Raw genomic sequence first — 16,850 nt, forward strand, 5'->3', positions numbered from 1 at the left:
TCGATAGAATCTGCTCTCGTTTTTATTTCAGCTAGGCATTCTTGCCTTCCGTTTCAAAATATTCTTTTGTCAGTTTAAATACTGTTCCGGACAGCAGGAACACACCAATCAGGTTCGGGATCGCCATCAGTCCATTGAAGGTATCCGCGATGCTCCATAACAGTCCCAGATCTACGGTCGCGCCTAAGATCGCAACCAGGGAGTAAGCTACCATGAATGTTGATGACCTTCTCATCGAAGATGAACTCAATACACCGCGCGCCGTAAAGACCCCATCCGATAATGGTGGAGAAGGCGAAGCAGCACATGGACACTGCGGTGAAGATGGATACCCAGCTTCCGTAGGTGGAGGTAAAGCCGGAGATGGTCAGTTCTGCGCCGGCAGCCTGTCCGTAGGTTACCGGAACGCCGCTGCACAGGATAACCAGAGCAGTCAGCGTACAGATGACGATGGTATCGGTGAACACCTCAAAGATACCGAAGAAGCCCTGCTTGACCGGTTTTTTGGTATCTGCGCAGGCATGGGCGATGGATCCGGTACCAAGACCGGCCTCGTTGGAGAAGATGCCGCGGGATACGCCGCGCTTCATACTTGTGAAGAAGCTTCCGATGATGCCTCCGGTTACCGCCTGCGGGTTGAACGCGCCCTCAAAGATCATGGAGAACACGAGCGGGATGCGGCTTGCGTGGAGCAGTACCACGCCGAGAGCAAGCAGGATGTAGAGAAGCGCCATGAACGGAACCAGTTTCTCAGCCACGTTTCCGATACGCTTAACGCCGCCAAGAAGCACAAGGCCTACCAGAAAGGCAAGAATGATGCCGATCACAAGGCAGACAACCGGCTTTGTCTGGTCGTTGATGAGCTGGTAGTTCTCTAACGCAGAGTTGATTGCAGTGGTGATGGTGTTAACCTGGGTTGCGTTTCCGGTTCCGAATACGGTCAGAACACCGAAAGTGGAAAACAGAACAGCAAGCCAGTTCCATTTTGGTCCGAGACCATTCTTGATGTAGTACATCGGTCCGCCGACCAGATCTCCGTTTTTGTTTCTCTCACGGAAGTGGACAGCGAGTGTCACCTCAGCGAATTTGGTGCACATGCCAAGAGCCGCGGAAACCCACATCCAGAAGACGGCACCCGGGCCGCCAATGGCGATCGCGCCTGCGACACCGGCAATGTTTCCGGTTCCAACGGTAGCAGCCAGAGCTGTGCAGACTGCCTGGAACGGAGTCATGGCACCGTCGGAAGCATCGCGTTTGCGGAAAATGCGTCCGATGGTCACACGGATGGCATAAGGGAATTTGCGGATCTGCAGAAAGCGCAGGCCAAAGCTTAAGTAAAGGCCAACACCAATGATACAGATCATGGCAGGAACTCCCCAGATGAAGTTGTTGATCACATTATTAATGGATTCGATCGTGTTTAACATAGGGATACCTTTCTTTTGTCAGAATAAAAAAATCATACCATAATATAGAAGAAATGTACACAAAAAACGCGGTCTGTGCTGAGAAACGAAAAAAATAAAGTGAAAAAAAGCACCGGCTCTTTTAGAAGAACAGGTGCTCCATGAGGATTTTGAAGCCGATCAGAATCAGAATGATGCCGCCGGTCCGTTCTGCCCTGGATTTGTAGCGTGCTCCAAACGCGGTGCCGACCTTGACTCCGATCACGGAAATAAAAAAGGTGGTGCATCCGATAAAGGCAATTGCCGGAAAAATCCGTACTTCCAGAAATGCGAAGGTGACGCCGACCGCCAGCGCGTCGATGCTTGTTGCGATGGCGAGCAGCAGCATGGTCCTCACATCCACAGACGCGTCGCAGGATTCGGTGTCCTGTTCCAGGGATTCTTTGACCATGTTAAAGCCAATGATGCCAAGCAGGATGAACGCAATCCAGTGGTCATAGGTTTTGATGGCACCCTGAAAGCGGATGCCAAGCAGGTAGCCAAGCCATGGCATAAGTGCCTGAAAACCGCCGAAATAGAGACCGATGACAAACGCGTGTTTGAGACGCATCGTCTGCATGGAAAGTCCTTTGCACACAGAAACGGCAAACGCGTCCATAGACAGTCCGACAGCAAGAAGAAAAAGTTCAATGAGAGACATAAGGATACCTCCGTATATTCTATTAAGTATATGAAGAAATGCGGGATTTTACAAGCAGAAAACGTAAATCAGGTTACAGACAGCATCAATCGCAGTCAGCATTATGGGGCGGGAGAAAAAGCCGGTGGCATGCTTCGTTTTCACTATGAAAATTGATAGTGACTTACAAATTTGCTGGTATATTTCAAAACAGGAGCAGATCCGTTAATATGAAGGAATCAGATCACTGATACAGTTACGAAACAGGAGGAACCTTCATGCAGATTGTGTATCTTGGGATTGTATTTGCGGTAATTATTATTTTGCTGGCGTGTAAGAGGCCGTTATACCAGGCGATTCTGGGCGGACTTCTCGCAACCATTTTGTTCTATCGGATTCCGCCGATGGAAATTGTACAGCGGACCTTGAAAACGCTTACAACATGGTCCTCGTTTTCTGTGCTGTTATCGCTGTATCTCATTACATTTTTACAGAGAATTCTGGAATCCCGGGAGGAGCGCCGCTTATGGTATATCTGATGTGCGTGGCTCATGCAGCCAGTCAGATTTCACCGACCCATGTGTGCCTGGTGGTGGCATCAGATTATTTTCATGTAACGCTTGGTGACCTGGTGAAAAAAACATTGCCGGCATCGATCACCTTTATTCTGTTTATGACGATTTATTATAACGTACTGAGTTTGATCCTATAAACACATATTGACATGGTAGGTGAATTGCTTTATAATTTCGTTCAAATACCTGTAAAAACGTGGGGGTTTCGGGTGAATGCCGGAAGAACCACGCAGAACAGAAGTATTGCAAGAGAATGAAAGATGAGGAACCTGCCGATGAACCGAGAATTGAAATACGCACTGGGAAAGACCATTCCGATCATGTTCAGTTATTTATTTTTAAGCATGGCATTCGGAATCATGATGAACCAGGCCGGATTTCCCTTTTACTGGGCTTATCTGGTCAGTCTCACGGTCTATACCGGTGCGTTTCAGTTTGTCATCGTATCGTTCCTTTCTGCGGGGGCGGGCATTGCCACGATTGCGTTTACGGCGCTGGCCATGAACTGCCGCCATATGTTTTATGGAGTCACGTTCTTAAAAGAGTTCAAAAGTATGGGAAAGTGCTATCCGTACATGATCTTTTCCCTGACGGATGAGACTTACGCGCTGTACTGTTCCCTGGAGTATCCGAAAGAACTGGACCATCATCAGGTGATGTTTGATATTGCGTGGCTCAGCCGTGCCTACTGGCTCATTGGAACTCTGGTCGGCGCGCTGCTGGGGCAGATCATCCCGTTCGATTTTGAGGGTGTGGATTTCTGCATGACAGCATTATTTGTTACCATTCTGATCGATCAGTGGAGAAAGAGCGGGAATCATGCGCCTGCAGTGATCGGCGGGATCAGCGCAGTGGTATTTCTTCTGGCCTTTGGGGCATCGCGGTTTATGCTGCCGTCTCTGATGGTGACAACGGCATTTCTGCTGATTTTTACACCAGGAAAAAGGAAAATGGAAGAGGCGGTTTCTGGGAAAACGATTTCCACAAAGCCTGTTTCTGGAAAAGCTGCTATCGGAAAAACGATTTCCGGAAAATCTGTATGAGAAGGGGGAGAAAATGATGAGACCATGGCATATTTTGTTATCAATCCTGGTTCCGGCAGTGCTGACATTCGGCCTGCGGGCGCTTCCGTTCCTACTGCTGAATAAAAGAGAACTTCCGAAACGAATCGAGTATCTGGGAAATGTATTTCCTATGGCAATTATGGCAACTCTTGTGGTATACTGCTTAAAGAGTGTCCCGGCATCTGCCCTGCAGGATAATCTGATCCTGTTTGCGGGCGTGGCGGTGACGGCAGCAGTCCATATCTGGAAAAAAAGTTCCATTCTGAGCATTACCGTAGGGACTGTGGTGTATATGGTGCTGGTGCACCTTGCCTGAGTCACGGACCGGGCAGCACAGGACAGCAGCGTTGGCTGTCCTGAACAGAGCAGGGATATGTAACAAAAGAAAGGTAGATACGATGTTAAATCAGTTTTCAAGAACAGAATTATTATTTGGAAAAGAGGCGATGGAGCGCCTGGCGCAGTCCAGAGTAGCCGTGTTTGGCGTAGGCGGTGTAGGCGGCTATGCGGTGGAGGCGCTGGTGCGAAGCGGCGTTGGAGCCATTGACTTAATCGACGACGACAAGGTATGCCTGACGAACTTAAACCGTCAGATCATCGCAACCAGAAAGACCGTTGGAAAATACAAAGTAGACGTGATGGAAGAGCGCATCCACGATATCAATCCGGACTGCAAAGTAACCACCCATAAGTGCTTTTACCTGCCGGAAACGAAAGATGATTTTGATTTTTCCCAGTATTCCTACGTGATTGACGCAGTCGATACCGTAACCGCAAAGCTTCAGCTTGTAATAGAAGCGCAGGAGAAAAAAGTGCCGATCATCAGCAGCATGGGTGCCGGAAACAAGTTAAACCCGGCTATGTTTGAGGTGGCAGACATCTACAAAACTTCCGTATGCCCGCTGGCAAAGGTTATGCGCCGGGAGTTAAAGAAGCGTGGCGTGAAGAAGTTAAAAGTGGTTTACTCCAAGGAGCAGCCGACCAGACCGATCGAAGATATGTCCATCAGCTGCCGCAATCACTGCATCTGCCGCCGGGAGCAGCCCACAAGTGCACTGAACGCCGGGACATCCCAGGCTCCAACGCATTCGTTCCGTCCGTAGTAGGACTCATCATTGCGTCAGAAGTTATCAAAGACCTCGTAAAAGCGAAATAAAAATTAAGGGCGAAATTAATATAGGTCTGAAGGCGGTCGGTGCGGTATCCCGCTACGCAAAAGACAGGTATTGTGGTCGGACGATGTAGCTGACAGCCGTTTACGGATAGTTCGGACTGATCGTCCGCCTCCCGAAAACGTCATACCTGTCTTTATGCTACGCAGGATACCGCACCGACCGCCTTCTACTGTATTGGCTTCGCTGCGAGATAAATAAAACACAGCCAGAACTGTATTGATAAAGCCATAATTGTTGTGATAAACGCTTTAGTTTTTATTAGTACTGTTCTGGTTGTGTGATTTATAATTGTGGAATAACCAGTATAGTAGAAAGAAGGCAGACCGGCATACTGTGAAGCAGAAATACGACCGCTGTGTCCGGCTCTGCAGCGACTGGTGTTTGAGGGAGGCGGACGATTAGTCCGACTATCCACAAACAACTGTCAGCTTGCAGCGTCCGAACGCAGTGGATCGATATTTATGCGTAGCAGTATGCCGGTCTGCCTTCTTTCGGACCTTTTGGTATTATATTTCCTTTCCCAGAAACATCGTAAAGTTTCCCGTCACGAGCACTTCTCCGCTCGCGTCTGTAATATCCACGCGTGTCACCACGGTCTTTCTTCCTTTATGAACGGCGTTCGCTTCTACATACACAGTTCCGGAATTGACTCCCTTCACGAAATTGATCCCGGCGCATTGGGTTACGTTTACAACCTCATAAGCATAGGTAGACATCCCGGCGGCAATGTCGCAGAGGGAGAAGAGAAACCCTCCGTGCGCGTTGCCGTACAGGTTTAAACATTCCTCTGTTATTTCTATAGAAAGACGGGCATGTCCCGGCTCAATCTCCAGCAGCTTCAGATTTTCCTGTCCCCGGATCGGCTGAATGTGCCGCCGGATCCCTTCTAATATTTCCGGTCTTGTGATCATAAAATCCTCCATTCGTTAAAAAACAATATTTGAAGTAAGATAAAAAACACTGTAGAAGCAGGAGTGAAATCTTCTGACGTTAAAAATAGCGAAATTAACTGCACAAATCAGAAAAATAACACTAAAAACAGAAAAAATAGCTTCAAAAATGCTATTTACACCTTCACACGCTAGACTATAGCACCCGGAAAGTCCATTTACAAGCAAAAAAACGATTAATAGTTTTTTCCGATGAATCAGATGTATTTATTCGGATACAGCCGATTGGATATTTCCTGTTCCACACAGTATAATAACGTCATCAAGATTGTTAAAGAAATCGCAACATAAGATAAAAAGAAAACAATCAAAATGAACAACTCATATAAGGAGGATATCACATGAGCAAGTTAACAAAGGAAGAGTTCCAGGCTTACTTAAAGCAGATCCGCGAGCTGGCAGAGGGACCACTTGAAGAGATCCAGAAAGAAGTCGAGGTAACCAACAAATTCCCGCAGGAGTTCTACGATCTTGCAATCGAGAACAACTTATACCGTTGTTCCTTACCGGAAGAGTACGGCGGATGGGGCTTAAACGAGCTTGAGATCTTACAGGTACAGGAAGAGTTCTCCAGAGGCCCGGGCGGAATGAGAATGCATCTGCACTACGCAATGGATCTGAACTGGAGAATCCTCGATGATTACGGCAGCCCGGAGCTGAAAGCAGAGTACATGTCCAAGTTCCAGAACAAGGAAGTGTTCACCTGCTTCGCACTGACTGAGGCTACCGGCGGTACCGGCGCTGACTTACATACTACCGCAGTAAAAGATGGCGACAGCTATGTATTAAACGGTGAAAAGACTCTGATCTCCCACACCGACTGCTGCGAGTTCGCATATGTGATTGCAGTAACCAACCCGGATTCCGACAAAGATGACAGACTGTCCGCATTCTTCGTACCGATGGATGCACCGGGATTCGAAGTTATCAACATGCCGCACATGATGGGCTGCCGCGGTGCAGGACATGGCGATCTGAAATTCACCAACTGCCGCATCGACAAGAAATATCTGTTAGGCCGTGAGGGACAGGGACTTGAGATCGCAATGCACTCCTTATCCGTATCCCGCGCTCATATCGCAGCAAGTAACCTGGGTATGGCACAGAGAATGTTAGAGCTGTCCTTAGCATACGCTCATGACCGTGTAACCTTCGGCAAACCGATCGGAACCCGTCAGGCTATCCGCGTAAAGATCGCAGATATGTCCATGATGGTACACGCACTGCGCTGCATGGTTTACGATTTCGCAAAGGCTTACATGGAGAACCCGACTGGCGAGTACATCGAGGAGAAAGCTGCTATGTGTAAGCTGTTCAGTATCGATACTACCAGAAAAGTCAGCGATGAGATGCTGGAGATCTTCGGCGGCGTAGGCTACTTCGAGGATTGCAAGTACGGCCCGGTTGAGAGACTCTACCGCGACTGCCGCGCAATGTGGCTTGAGGAGGGCGCTCCGACCGTTCAGAGAATCACCATTTCCAGAAACACCATCAAACACGGCGCTCATATGGAGTACGTGCTGTAATTTCGGAAAACAAAACGTTTCCAAAACCGCGTGAAAACGCGGAATCACTCATACGATAACCAGAAAGAATATAGAATTGCCTAAAACAGGGTCATCAGGTTCTTACTTGGACCTGGGGCCCTGTTCCCCTTTATACCGGTCCGGAGGAGAACCTGACCGGACCGAAATGGAGGAATATAATATGAAACCTTTGGAAGGAATTAAGGTTGTAGACCTGACAACTTATCTGGCAGCACCGACTACGGTGCGTGTACTGGGTGAGTGGGGCGCTGACTGCGTGAAGATTGAATCCGCAAAAGGCGATCCGGCGAGAACCCAGGGGGCAGTGTTTAACATGCCTTATAACGATGAAGAAAATCTGGCTTTTGATGTAGCCAATTTAAATAAGAAATTTATTACTCTGAACTTAAAAGACCCGAAGGTCTTGAGATTGCCTACCGCCTGTTAGCGGAGGCAGATGTCTTTGTTACCAATACCAGAACCAAATCTTTAAAGAAACTGGGTCTGGATTATGACACCTTAAAAGAAAAATTCCCGCGTCTGGTTTTCGCACAGGTATTAGGTTACGGCGAGAACGGACCGGAAAAAGATACTGCAGGATTTGATGTAACCTGTTACATGGCAAGAGGCGGCGTATTCGGAACCACGGTAAACCGCGGTGACGCGCCGATGATCCCGACCAACGGCTTTGGTGATTTCCAGGTTTCCCTGGCTCTGGCTTCCGGTATCTGCGCTGCTTTATATGGAAGAGAAAAATCCGGCAAGGGCGACAAAGTAACCGTCAGCCTGCATCACGCAGCTGTCTATGCCCTCAGCACCGGCCTGATCTCCGCACAGTACGGCAACCAGTATCCGAAGAACCGTACGGAGGTCGTAAACCCGTTCAATGATGTATTCCGTACCAGCGATGGCAAATGGGTATGCATCTGCTGTCCGGAGTATGACCGTGACTACGAGAAGATGTTCACCGTTCTGGACGCTCCGGAGATGTTAACGGAGGAAGCGAAAGAGAAGTACCGCCGCTGCGAGAGCATCAACGCAAACGGACTGAACCAGGAAGTTGTCGCAGCGTTAGACCGCGCGATCGCGAAGTTTACCAGAGAGGAACTGATGGAGCGCCTGAAAGCGAACGACATGCCGTGTGAGGCCTGCATGGAGCCGGAGGATATTTACAAGGATGAGCAGGCAGCAGCCAACCACATCCTGGCAAAGATCCCGTATCCGTCTGGCGAGCGCTTTATGCCGACCAACCCGATCCGCTTCGGCAGCATGGGCGAGCCGGAATATGTGATCGGCGGATCCCAGGGCGCGCACACCGTAGAGCTGATGAAGCATGTGGGCTACAGCAACGAGGAGATCGAGGAAGCCATTGCTTCCGGAGCCGCAACCGGCGAGACAAAACTGAAAAAATTATAGGTTTAAAAATAAGAAAGGGGAAGGTGACACAGATATGAGCTTAATGTACACCGAGGAACAGAAAGCGCTGATTGCTCTTGTAAAAGAGATGGCAGAGAACGAGATCAAGCCTTATGTGAAAGATGCGGATGAAAAAGGCGAGTGTCCGAAAGAACTTTATAAATGGGGATTTGACATGGGACTTCATATGCTGGAGGTTCCGGCCGAGTACGGCGGAGCTGGTTTAAGCTATGAGACCACCGCAATGATCTTCGAGGAACTGGCTAAGGTCGATGCCGGTTATGCCATCACCTTTGTCACTTCTTTCGTAGCATTAAGAAACGTAATCCTGGCAGGCACCAAGGAGCAGGGCCAGTATTTCGCAGATAAAGTAGCGCCGGGCGCATTTGCTGGTTTCGCCCTGACTGAGCCGAACGCCGGTTCCGATCCGGCAGCAATGCGTGCGACCGCAGTCAAAGATGGCGACGAGTACATCTTAAACGGAACCAAGACCTTTATCACCAACGGTGCTGTAGCAAGCGTTTTCGTAGGTTTCTTCAAGACCAACCCGGCAGCAGGACACAAAGGAATTTCCGCTTTCATCATTGATGCGGACGCTCCTGGCGTAACCGTAGGCGCTCACGAGAACAAGATGGGCCTGCGCCTCTCCAACACCACCGACCTGATCTTTGAGAATGTCCGCGTAAAGGCATCCGCAATGGTAGGACCGGAAGGCAGCGGATTTAAGCTGGCTATGAACGCCCTGAACTTATCACGCGCATTCGTGGCAACCCTGGCAGTCGGCATCATGCAGCGCGCACTCGATGAGTCCGTGAAGTACGCAAAAGAGAGAAAACAGTTCAATACCCCGATCATCAAATTCCAGATGGTACAGCAGATGTTAGCTGACATGGCGATCAAGATCGAGGCATCCAGATGCCTGGTCAACAATACCATGAAGATGATGGATGCAGGCATCATGGTTCAGAAAGAGGGTTCCATCTGTAAGACCTTCGTTTCCGACTGTGCGCAGGAAGTTACCTCCAACGCAGTCCAGATCTTCGGCGGATACGGCTACAGCAAAGAGTACCCGGTTGAGAAGCTGATGCGCGATGTCAAAGTATTCCAGATCTTTGAGGGCGCAAACCAGGTGCAGAGACTGACCATCGCCAACGTATTAAATAAAGAATACAAATAGGAAAAATTGACAGGAGGATTGAAGATGAATATCGTTGTTTGTATCAAACAGGTTCCGGATACCACAGAGATCAAGATCGATCCGGTTAAAAATACACTGATCCGTACCGGCGTGCCGAGCATCATGAATCCGTTCGACAAGAACGCTCTGGAGACCGGACTTTCCTTAAAAGACCAGTATGGCGGCAAAGTAACGGTTATTTCCATGGGACCGCCGCAGGCAAAAGCTGTTTTGAGAGAGGCACTGGCTATGGGTGCTGATGAGGCTTATCTGGTAACGGACCGCGCATTCGGCGGATCCGATACCTACGCTACCAGCTACATCTTATCCCAGGCAATCAAGAAACTGGGCGCTTACGATGTCATCCTGGGCGGCAAGCAGGCAATCGACGGAGATACCGGCCAGACCGCACCGAGTATCGCAGAGCATCTGGCGCAACCCGTCTGACTTACGTTCTGAGCTTAAAGGTTGAGGGCGATAAGGTCATTGCAGAGCGCCAGGTAGAAGAGGGCGTGGAAGTTATCGAGACGAAGTTCCCGGTACTTTGCACCGCAACCAAAGAGAGCAACAAACCGCGTTACGCAACCGTAAAGGGCGTTATGAGATCCTTCAACACCGAGATCGGTCAGATCACCCTGGCAGACCTGCCGGACGCAGACACCACCAAGATGGGCCTGAAGGGATCCCCGACCAAGGTAAAAGCAACATTCACTCCGAAGAGAACCGCAAACTGTGTGAACATCGAAGGCGTAAGCCCGGTGGAGATCGCGGACAACCTGATCGGAAAGCTGGTTGAGGCAAAAGTACTTTAATAAACAGAGGAGGTCGTCAAGATGAGTTTTGATACATGCAAGGACGTATGGGTATTTATCGAGAGCTTCCAGGGTCAGCCGAAGAGTGTCGGCCTGGAGCTGTTAGGACAGGGAAGAAAGCTGGCGGACGGACTGAAACAGAAACTCTGCGCCATTGTTATCGGCAAGGATGTAGACGCAGCCGTGAAGGAATCCGCAGCGTACGGCGCCGACAAGATCTATGTGATCCAGGGCGACGAGTATGAGAACTATTCCGCAGATGCTTACGGAAACGTATTCTTAAAGCTCTGCGAGAAATATGATCCGAACACCATTTTAGTAGGCGCAACCGTAAACGGAAGAGACCTGGGATCCAAGATCGCAGTCAGCCTCCGTACCGGCCTGACTGCCGACTGTACCGCACTGAGTGTCGATGAGGACACCGGCAATGTAGTCTGGGAGCGTCCGGCATTCGGCGGAAACTTATACGCGCAGATTCTCTGCAGCGAGACCAGACCGCAGATGGGTACCTGCCGTCCGGGCGCGTTCAAGAAGCCGGAGCGCAACGAGAACAATCAGCCGGAGATCATCAAAGAGGATATTCATACCCCGGAGAGCGAGATCCGCACCAAAGTGCTGGATTTCATCAAGGCATGTGAGGACAACGATATGCGTCTCGATGAGGCAGATGTCATTGTATCCGGCGGCCGCGGTATGAAGAGTGCTGAGAACTTCGGTATCTTAAAAGAGCTGGCAGATGTGCTTGGAGGAACCGTAGGATGCTCCAGAGCAGCGGTTGACGCAGGCTGGATGCCGCAGACCAAGCAGGTTGGACAGACCGGCTCCACCGTAACCCCGAAAATCTACTTTGCATGCGCCATTTCCGGTGCAGTGCAGCACGTAGCGGGCATGAGCGGATCCGGCACCATCGTAGCGATCAACAAAGATGAGACCGCGCCGATCTTTGAGGTTGCGGATTACGGAATCGTGGGCGATGTTTTTGAAATCGTTCCGGCTCTGGTAAAAGAATTAAAAGCAAAGCAGCAGGCATAAATACCATAGGACAAAAACATGAGGCTGCCGCAAACGGGCTGTAAGAATGAATATAGTACCTTTTGCAGCAGCCTCCCGCGCACAGGGCGGACGTTCGGCGGAATCACGGCATGCTGCCGGATGTAAGGAGGCACGTTATGTTTGAAGAGAGGAAGATCAGCCGGAGCTAAGAAAACAGTACAGGGAAAAAGGATACTGGAAGGATGAGACGCTCTTAGACTGCTGGGACCGGACGGTAGAGAAGTATCCGGACCGGGAATATGTGGTGGATGACCGCGGTTACCGCTACACATACCGGGAGATGGATGAGGCAGCAGGACGGGTGGCATCATACCTGTTATGGCTTGGGATCCGCCCGGGCGAGGTGGTTTCCTACCAGCTTCCGATCTGGAGTGAGTTTGCCATGCTGACGATCGCCTGTTACAAGATCGGAGCGGTGGCGCATCCGATTGCCATGTCCTATGAGGAGAAGGAACTGGCGAGGAGCTTAAATGTAACGGAGTCCCGCTGCTATTTCGGACCGACATTCTTCTACAAAACCGATTATGAAGAGCGGATCCTTGCAGTGCGGGACCAGGTGCCGCTGTTAAAAGATGTTGTGCTGATCGACAGTGTCAGAGAACGGAAGAGCAACGTTCCACTGCTTCGGGAAATCCTCGCTTCCTGCGAGCCGCTTCCGAAGGAACGGTGTGTGCACACAAAAAACGGACAGGATATCGCTGTGATCCTCTGTACCTCCGGTACGACCGGAGGTACGAAGGGGGTTCTGCTGACGCACGATAATGTGCGTTACAGTGAAGATACATTCAACCGGGAACTTGGCCTTACCGAGGAAGACATCATGTTCATGCCGGCGCCGCTCCATCACGCGACCGGTTTCCATCATGCGATCATCGCGCCGATGCTTCATGGCGCTAAAGTGGTACTGCAGCAGAAATACCAATGCAGATCGGCAATCGAGCTTATGAACCGGGAAAAAGTCACCTACTCTATGGGAGCGACCCCGTTTATCTATGATATTTTAAGAGAGCTGGAAACCAATGGAGGAGCAGTTCCGACTTTGAAGTTCTATCTGTGCGGCGGAGCGCCGGTGCCGGGATATCTGGTGCAGAGGGCAAAACAGTATGGAATACTTCTCTGCGAGGTTTATGGATCCACGGAGAGCGTGCCGCACGCATTTGTCCGTCCGGATGAGGCGCTTGCGCTGAATGGAACGACATCCGGAAGGGCAATGGAAGGTGTGGAGATCCGGGTGGTGGACGAAGATGGAAACGACGTAGGCGTGGGCGTTCCGGGAGAAGAGCTGTCAAGAGGCCCCAGCGTGTTTGTCGGGTATTTAAAAGCACGGGAGATCACGGATGGAGCTCTGGACAACGATGGCTGGTTCCACAGTGGTGACCTTTGTATCATGGATGAGCATGGAAATATCCACATTATCGGGCGCAAAAAAGACATGATCGTCCGGGGTGGCGAGAACTTAAATACCAATGAGATCAATGATGCCCTGGAGGGATGCCCCGGAATGGGGGATCATACCATTATCGGAATGCCGGATGACCGTCTCGGAGAACGAATCTGCGCGTTTGCGGTTCCGCTTCCGGGACATGAAGACCTGAAGCTGGAGGATGTGCTGGACTATTTGCACTCCAAAAAAGTTCCGAAGCGTTTCTGGCCGGAGCGTCTGGAACTTATCGACCGCATTCCCCATACAGGAAGCGGAAAGGTGAAAAAATATCTGCTGAAGGAAGAGCTGGAAAAGCGTTTGAAGGGATGACCGCTATGATTGAACAGAAATTTGGACCGCGCAGATGCAGGGATACGAGAAAACCACTGGAAAAACAGTGTCCGGATGTTGTGTTTTACCGCTGTCCAGAATGCGGGGCTCTTTATCCGGTGACAGGAGGAACGAACCTGGAGGAGAAAGAGATTCTGTGTTGTGGAAAAAAAGCGGAAAGACTGGTTCCCGGAGAAGCGGATTCCGTGCGGGATGTGATGGATATTACTTATCAGATCACAGGCGGCTATAATGATAATGCTGTCCGCGTATCGTGGAAGATGAAGCCGTATGGACGTCATCCAGAGTGGATTTATCTGAAAACATTTACGGGGGGATATTTAAAATATGTAATGGAAGGAAAACATTCGCCAATGGTATTTGCCCTGGCGGATACCGATGCTTTTTGTTACTGTGATGAAGATCCCTGCCTGGAATGTGTATTTCGGTGTAAGAGAGGATTTATCATTTATGTTTATGATAGACAGACCGGACTCGTTGCGGTACCCCTGGATAAGATGAATGCCCAGTGGCAGAGTGGAGCAAATAAGATGTGAGATACTGTAATTTTTGACAATAATGTGTTAAATTAATAACGAAATCTGTATATGGGGATATACAGATAATGGGGGATATTCTATGGGAAAAACAACAAATGCGGAATGCAAAGTAGACTGGAAAACCGTTCTTGTTTTTGTGTCGATAGCATTTAGTTCGCAGTGTGGCGGCGGATTCGCGTCCGGATCTACGCCATGGACTTATTTTTTTAGAAATACGGGGTTTTATGGGATGCTGCCGGTTGTTGTGCAGCCGTATTTTTGTCTGTTTATGCCGTTTATTGTAGCGGCGATCAACTGTTTTATTATTTATTTCTTTATGAAATTCGCTATGGATTTCCGCACGTTTGATTACAGCAATTTTCTGAGGCAGTATGGTTCGCGTTTCTGCGGCGGGATTTTTGCCAGACCGATGCAGTACATTTATGAGTTTAATTTTAACTGGCTTCTGATCGTATGTATGGCGCTTGCGTACTCCACCTCTGGTTCAGCATTAAAAGAACTGACGGGAATTCCATATCTGTATTCTACGCTTATCATTGGTGTCCTGATGTTTGTTCTGTGTATGAAAGGCACAGACCTGGTCCGGAAGAACGCGGTGTTTATGAGTGCCGTTATTTTCATTGCGCTGATCTCAGTTCATGTACCTAATATCCTTTATAATGTAGTGTCTGGCCGGTTATCTGCGGAACTTGGCAGCATGTCCCGGCAGATCCACAGCGATGTTGCCGCAGGTGCAGGAAGCTTTTTAAAGTATCTTCTGGTCGCTTTTTGCTGGGCGTATATTTTTTCAGGACAGAATCTGGCAGGTTTTGGAGCCTATGTTAATCATGCGCAGCTTTTTACCAATAAAAAAACACTCAGATGGGCTGTTGTGCTGTCTGTGATTGCAAACTGGGCATTTCTGGAAATGAATGTGATCAATCTGGCTGCAAATTATTCGGCTGTTTATGAAGGATGGTCGAATGGACGTGCGGTATATACTATTCTTGTTGTACAAAATGGCGTCGGAAGCGGGGCGGTAAAGACCATCCTTCTTACGCTGATCACGGTGGCCATATTCTTTGCAACCATTTCAACAGCGATCAATTACGCGCAGGGATTCAATGACCGCATTTTAAACTGGTATCAGAAAAGAAAACAGGAAGACCCGGAAGTTTCCGCGGCAAAGAGAAATAAGCGGGGCGCGGTATTAACGCTGGTCTATATTGTGATCACATGGGCAGTGTCCCAGATGGGACTGACTGCGCTGGTATCCAAAGGGTTGACATTTGCATCGATCATCACATTGTTTACCCTGATCATACCGACCATCATCAATGTGATCCGGAAGTGGCCGGATGCAGATTATGCGCACATGACAAAAGAAAAATAATGAAATCATCACGAAGGGGGAATCGATATGTTATCTGCTATTGGATTAATCATAGCAATCGCGCTGCTGATCGTTATGATCGTGAAAGGTGTTGATATGATCACGGCATCGGTAGTAACAGCCGCGATCATTCTGGTAACAAGCGGACTTGATTTTTGGGAAGGTTTACTGAAAACGTTTTCGGAAGGAGCTGGCTCGTTCTGCAGTTCCTGGTTTTTGATCCTTGCGCTGGGTGGCATTTTTGGTGAACTGGTCAATCAGACAGGGCTGGCTACCAAGGTCGCAAAATCTTTATCTGCTGCACTTGGAGCCAAAAGGGTGGGGCTGATCATTATGATCTGTACATTCTTTATCACACTGCTGGGTATTAACGGCTATATTATGGTATTTGTTCTTTATCCGATCGCAGACAGCCTGCTTCGTGAAAATAAGATGGACCGCCGGCTGCTTCCGTTTTTGATGATCGCGGGAGGTGCGAATGCGAATGGATTTGCGTTTTCCATGGATATCTGTAATGTGATCCCGAGTAATTTCCTTGGAACTTCACTGGGTGTAGCGCCGGTTCTGGCTGTGATTTTCTCAGTGATCACCTGCACCTGGTATGTGATGTATTTTAACTATGCGCAGAAGAAGAGCATGGGAAAACTGTCAGAAGCAGAACTGATGGCAATGTACAAAACAGAGAAGAGCGTCATGGGAGATGATGAGCTTCCGGGCCTCTTTATGTCTCTGCTGCCGTTTATCCTGGTTCTGGTAGCGGTAGTGGCAACTTCAAGTATGGGAACTTCCACCAGCTTGAGCTGCGCGCTTCTGATCGGTGTTCTTGTAATTATTGTGACGCAGTTTAAAAAGATCAAAAACCTGAAAGGCTCTCTGAAAGGGGGCGCAATGTCCGGCTTAAGTACAATGCTGACAGTAGCCGCAGTCATTGGCCTTTCCAAAGTCCTGACTCAGGCTCCGGCTTTCCATGCGGTACAGGAGTTTGTATTAAATATCACACTTCCGATTTACTTAAAGACCTGGCTGGGAACCATGATCTGCGGTGCTATGACTGGTTCCGCGATCACAGCGGAAACCCTGTTTTTGGAGAGTTTTGGAAAACAGTTCCTTGCAGCGGGCGCAAACATCAACGCGCTTCACAGAATCGTAGTAGAAGCTGGTATTACCCTGAACAAACTTCCGAATGCATCTCCGGTCGTTATGGAGACTTCTGTTTGTGAGTGTACCCTGGCAGAAAGCTATAAGCACATCGTGCTGGGTTCCACGATTCCATGTGTGATCGCAGGATTCATTATTACGATCATGGCAACGGTCGGAATCATCTTTTAAAAT

Annotated in this window: 12 protein-coding genes and 5 pseudogenes; 14 read left to right on the forward strand and 3 right to left on the reverse strand. The window is 49.2% G+C overall.

The genetic code is table 11. The annotated features are described in order from the left end of the window. Positions 1-31: 31 nt before the first annotated feature. Positions 32-1,427 (reverse strand): annotated as a pseudogene (locus DXA97_RS07095) (sodium:alanine symporter family protein). Between the two features lie 121 nt (positions 1,428-1,548). After that, the gene (locus DXA97_RS07100) at positions 1,549-2,106 is read right to left on the reverse strand and encodes a manganese efflux pump MntP family protein (RefSeq protein ID WP_118542892.1); all 558 of its coding nucleotides are present in this window, start codon (positions 2,104-2,106) and stop codon (positions 1,549-1,551) included. A 257-nt stretch (positions 2,107-2,363) separates the two neighbouring features. On the opposite strand from DXA97_RS07100, the gene DXA97_RS20105 reads away from it, so the two are divergent. The 5 genes and pseudogenes from DXA97_RS20105 to DXA97_RS07120 all read left to right on the forward strand — a co-directional run bounded on the left by DXA97_RS20105 (position 2,364) and on the right by DXA97_RS07120 (position 4,880). Further along, positions 2,364-2,624, forward strand: a complete 261-nt coding sequence (locus DXA97_RS20105) for a hypothetical protein (protein WP_182431710.1) — start codon at positions 2,364-2,366, stop codon at positions 2,622-2,624. Further along, entirely contained in the window at positions 2,612-2,797 is a 186-nt protein-coding gene (locus DXA97_RS07105; protein ID WP_207664503.1) for a DUF401 family protein, read from the forward strand. Before DXA97_RS20105 ends, DXA97_RS07105 begins: the two co-directional genes overlap by 13 nt. Positions 2,798-2,935: 138 nt before the next feature. Then, positions 2,936-3,703, forward strand: a complete 768-nt coding sequence (locus DXA97_RS07110) for an AzlC family ABC transporter permease (RefSeq protein WP_118542933.1) — start codon at positions 2,936-2,938, stop codon at positions 3,701-3,703. 13 nt (positions 3,704-3,716) lie between these two features. After that, positions 3,717-4,040 (forward strand): AzlD domain-containing protein, encoded by a 324-nt coding sequence (locus DXA97_RS07115; protein WP_118542894.1) that lies wholly within the window; start codon positions 3,717-3,719, stop codon positions 4,038-4,040. A gap of 82 nt (positions 4,041-4,122) precedes the next feature. Continuing rightward, positions 4,123-4,880, forward strand: a pseudogene (locus DXA97_RS07120) (tRNA threonylcarbamoyladenosine dehydratase). Between the two features lie 525 nt (positions 4,881-5,405). Here DXA97_RS07120 and DXA97_RS07125 read toward each other — a convergent pair. Then, on the reverse strand, positions 5,406-5,810 hold the full coding sequence (locus tag DXA97_RS07125; RefSeq protein WP_118542896.1) for a PaaI family thioesterase: 405 nt from the start codon (positions 5,808-5,810) through the stop codon (positions 5,406-5,408). A 380-nt stretch (positions 5,811-6,190) separates the two neighbouring features. Here DXA97_RS07125 and DXA97_RS07130 point away from each other — a divergent pair, with 380 nt between their 5' ends. From DXA97_RS07130 to DXA97_RS07170, 9 genes and pseudogenes are all read left to right on the forward strand, one after another. After that, positions 6,191-7,375 carry an acyl-CoA dehydrogenase family protein gene (locus DXA97_RS07130; RefSeq protein ID WP_118542897.1) on the forward strand — a complete coding sequence of 395 codons (1,185 nt, stop codon included), beginning with the start codon at positions 6,191-6,193 and terminating at the stop codon, positions 7,373-7,375. Positions 7,376-7,556: 181 nt separating this feature from the next. Beyond that, positions 7,557-8,791, forward strand: a pseudogene (locus DXA97_RS07135) (CoA transferase). 34 nt (positions 8,792-8,825) lie between these two features. Continuing rightward, positions 8,826-9,968: an acyl-CoA dehydrogenase family protein gene (locus DXA97_RS07140; protein WP_118586763.1), complete on the forward strand. Its 1,143-nt coding sequence runs from the start codon at positions 8,826-8,828 to the stop codon at positions 9,966-9,968. Between the two features lie 24 nt (positions 9,969-9,992). After that, positions 9,993-10,780: pseudogene (locus DXA97_RS07145) on the forward strand (electron transfer flavoprotein subunit beta/FixA family protein). A 21-nt stretch (positions 10,781-10,801) separates the two neighbouring features. Next, the gene (locus tag DXA97_RS07150; RefSeq protein WP_118542900.1) at positions 10,802-11,812 is read left to right on the forward strand and encodes an electron transfer flavoprotein subunit alpha/FixB family protein; all 1,011 of its coding nucleotides are present in this window, start codon (positions 10,802-10,804) and stop codon (positions 11,810-11,812) included. Positions 11,813-11,987: 175 nt separating this feature from the next. Beyond that, positions 11,988-13,586, forward strand: a pseudogene (gene fadK, locus DXA97_RS07155) (medium-chain fatty-acid--CoA ligase); the annotation flags it as partial. A 5-nt stretch (positions 13,587-13,591) separates the two neighbouring features. Further along, entirely contained in the window at positions 13,592-14,143 is a 552-nt protein-coding gene (locus DXA97_RS07160; RefSeq protein ID WP_118542935.1) for a hypothetical protein, read from the forward strand. Positions 14,144-14,225: 82 nt separating this feature from the next. Next, positions 14,226-15,518, forward strand: coding sequence for a hypothetical protein (locus tag DXA97_RS20800; protein WP_243032084.1), 1,293 nt, complete (start codon positions 14,226-14,228; stop codon positions 15,516-15,518). A 27-nt stretch (positions 15,519-15,545) separates the two neighbouring features. After that, the gene (locus DXA97_RS07170; RefSeq protein WP_118542902.1) at positions 15,546-16,847 is read left to right on the forward strand and encodes a GntP family permease; all 1,302 of its coding nucleotides are present in this window, start codon (positions 15,546-15,548) and stop codon (positions 16,845-16,847) included. Positions 16,848-16,850 lie beyond the last annotated feature (3 nt).

This window comes from Clostridium sp. OF09-36, from assembly GCF_003481985.1.
Lineage (GTDB): Bacteria > Bacillota > Clostridia > Lachnospirales > Lachnospiraceae > Brotaphodocola.

Coding starts and splice junctions, on each gene's coding strand:
- DXA97_RS07150 (WP_118542900.1), top strand. CDS start 10,802: ATGAGTTTTGATACATGCAAGGACGTATGGGTATTTATCGAGAGCTTC.
- DXA97_RS07170 (WP_118542902.1), top strand. CDS start 15,546: ATGTTATCTGCTATTGGATTAATCATAGCAATCGCGCTGCTGATCGTT.
- DXA97_RS20105 (WP_182431710.1), top strand. CDS start 2,364: ATGCAGATTGTGTATCTTGGGATTGTATTTGCGGTAATTATTATTTTG.
- DXA97_RS20800 (WP_243032084.1), top strand. CDS start 14,226: ATGGGAAAAACAACAAATGCGGAATGCAAAGTAGACTGGAAAACCGTT.
- DXA97_RS07140 (WP_118586763.1), top strand. CDS start 8,826: ATGAGCTTAATGTACACCGAGGAACAGAAAGCGCTGATTGCTCTTGTA.
- DXA97_RS07160 (WP_118542935.1), top strand. CDS start 13,592: ATGATTGAACAGAAATTTGGACCGCGCAGATGCAGGGATACGAGAAAA.
- DXA97_RS07105 (WP_207664503.1), top strand. CDS start 2,612: ATGGTATATCTGATGTGCGTGGCTCATGCAGCCAGTCAGATTTCACCG.
- DXA97_RS07130 (WP_118542897.1), top strand. CDS start 6,191: ATGAGCAAGTTAACAAAGGAAGAGTTCCAGGCTTACTTAAAGCAGATC.
- DXA97_RS07110 (WP_118542933.1), top strand. CDS start 2,936: ATGAACCGAGAATTGAAATACGCACTGGGAAAGACCATTCCGATCATG.
- DXA97_RS07125 (WP_118542896.1), bottom strand. CDS start 5,810: ATGATCACAAGACCGGAAATATTAGAAGGGATCCGGCGGCACATTCAG.
- DXA97_RS07100 (WP_118542892.1), bottom strand. CDS start 2,106: ATGTCTCTCATTGAACTTTTTCTTCTTGCTGTCGGACTGTCTATGGAC.
- DXA97_RS07115 (WP_118542894.1), top strand. CDS start 3,717: ATGATGAGACCATGGCATATTTTGTTATCAATCCTGGTTCCGGCAGTG.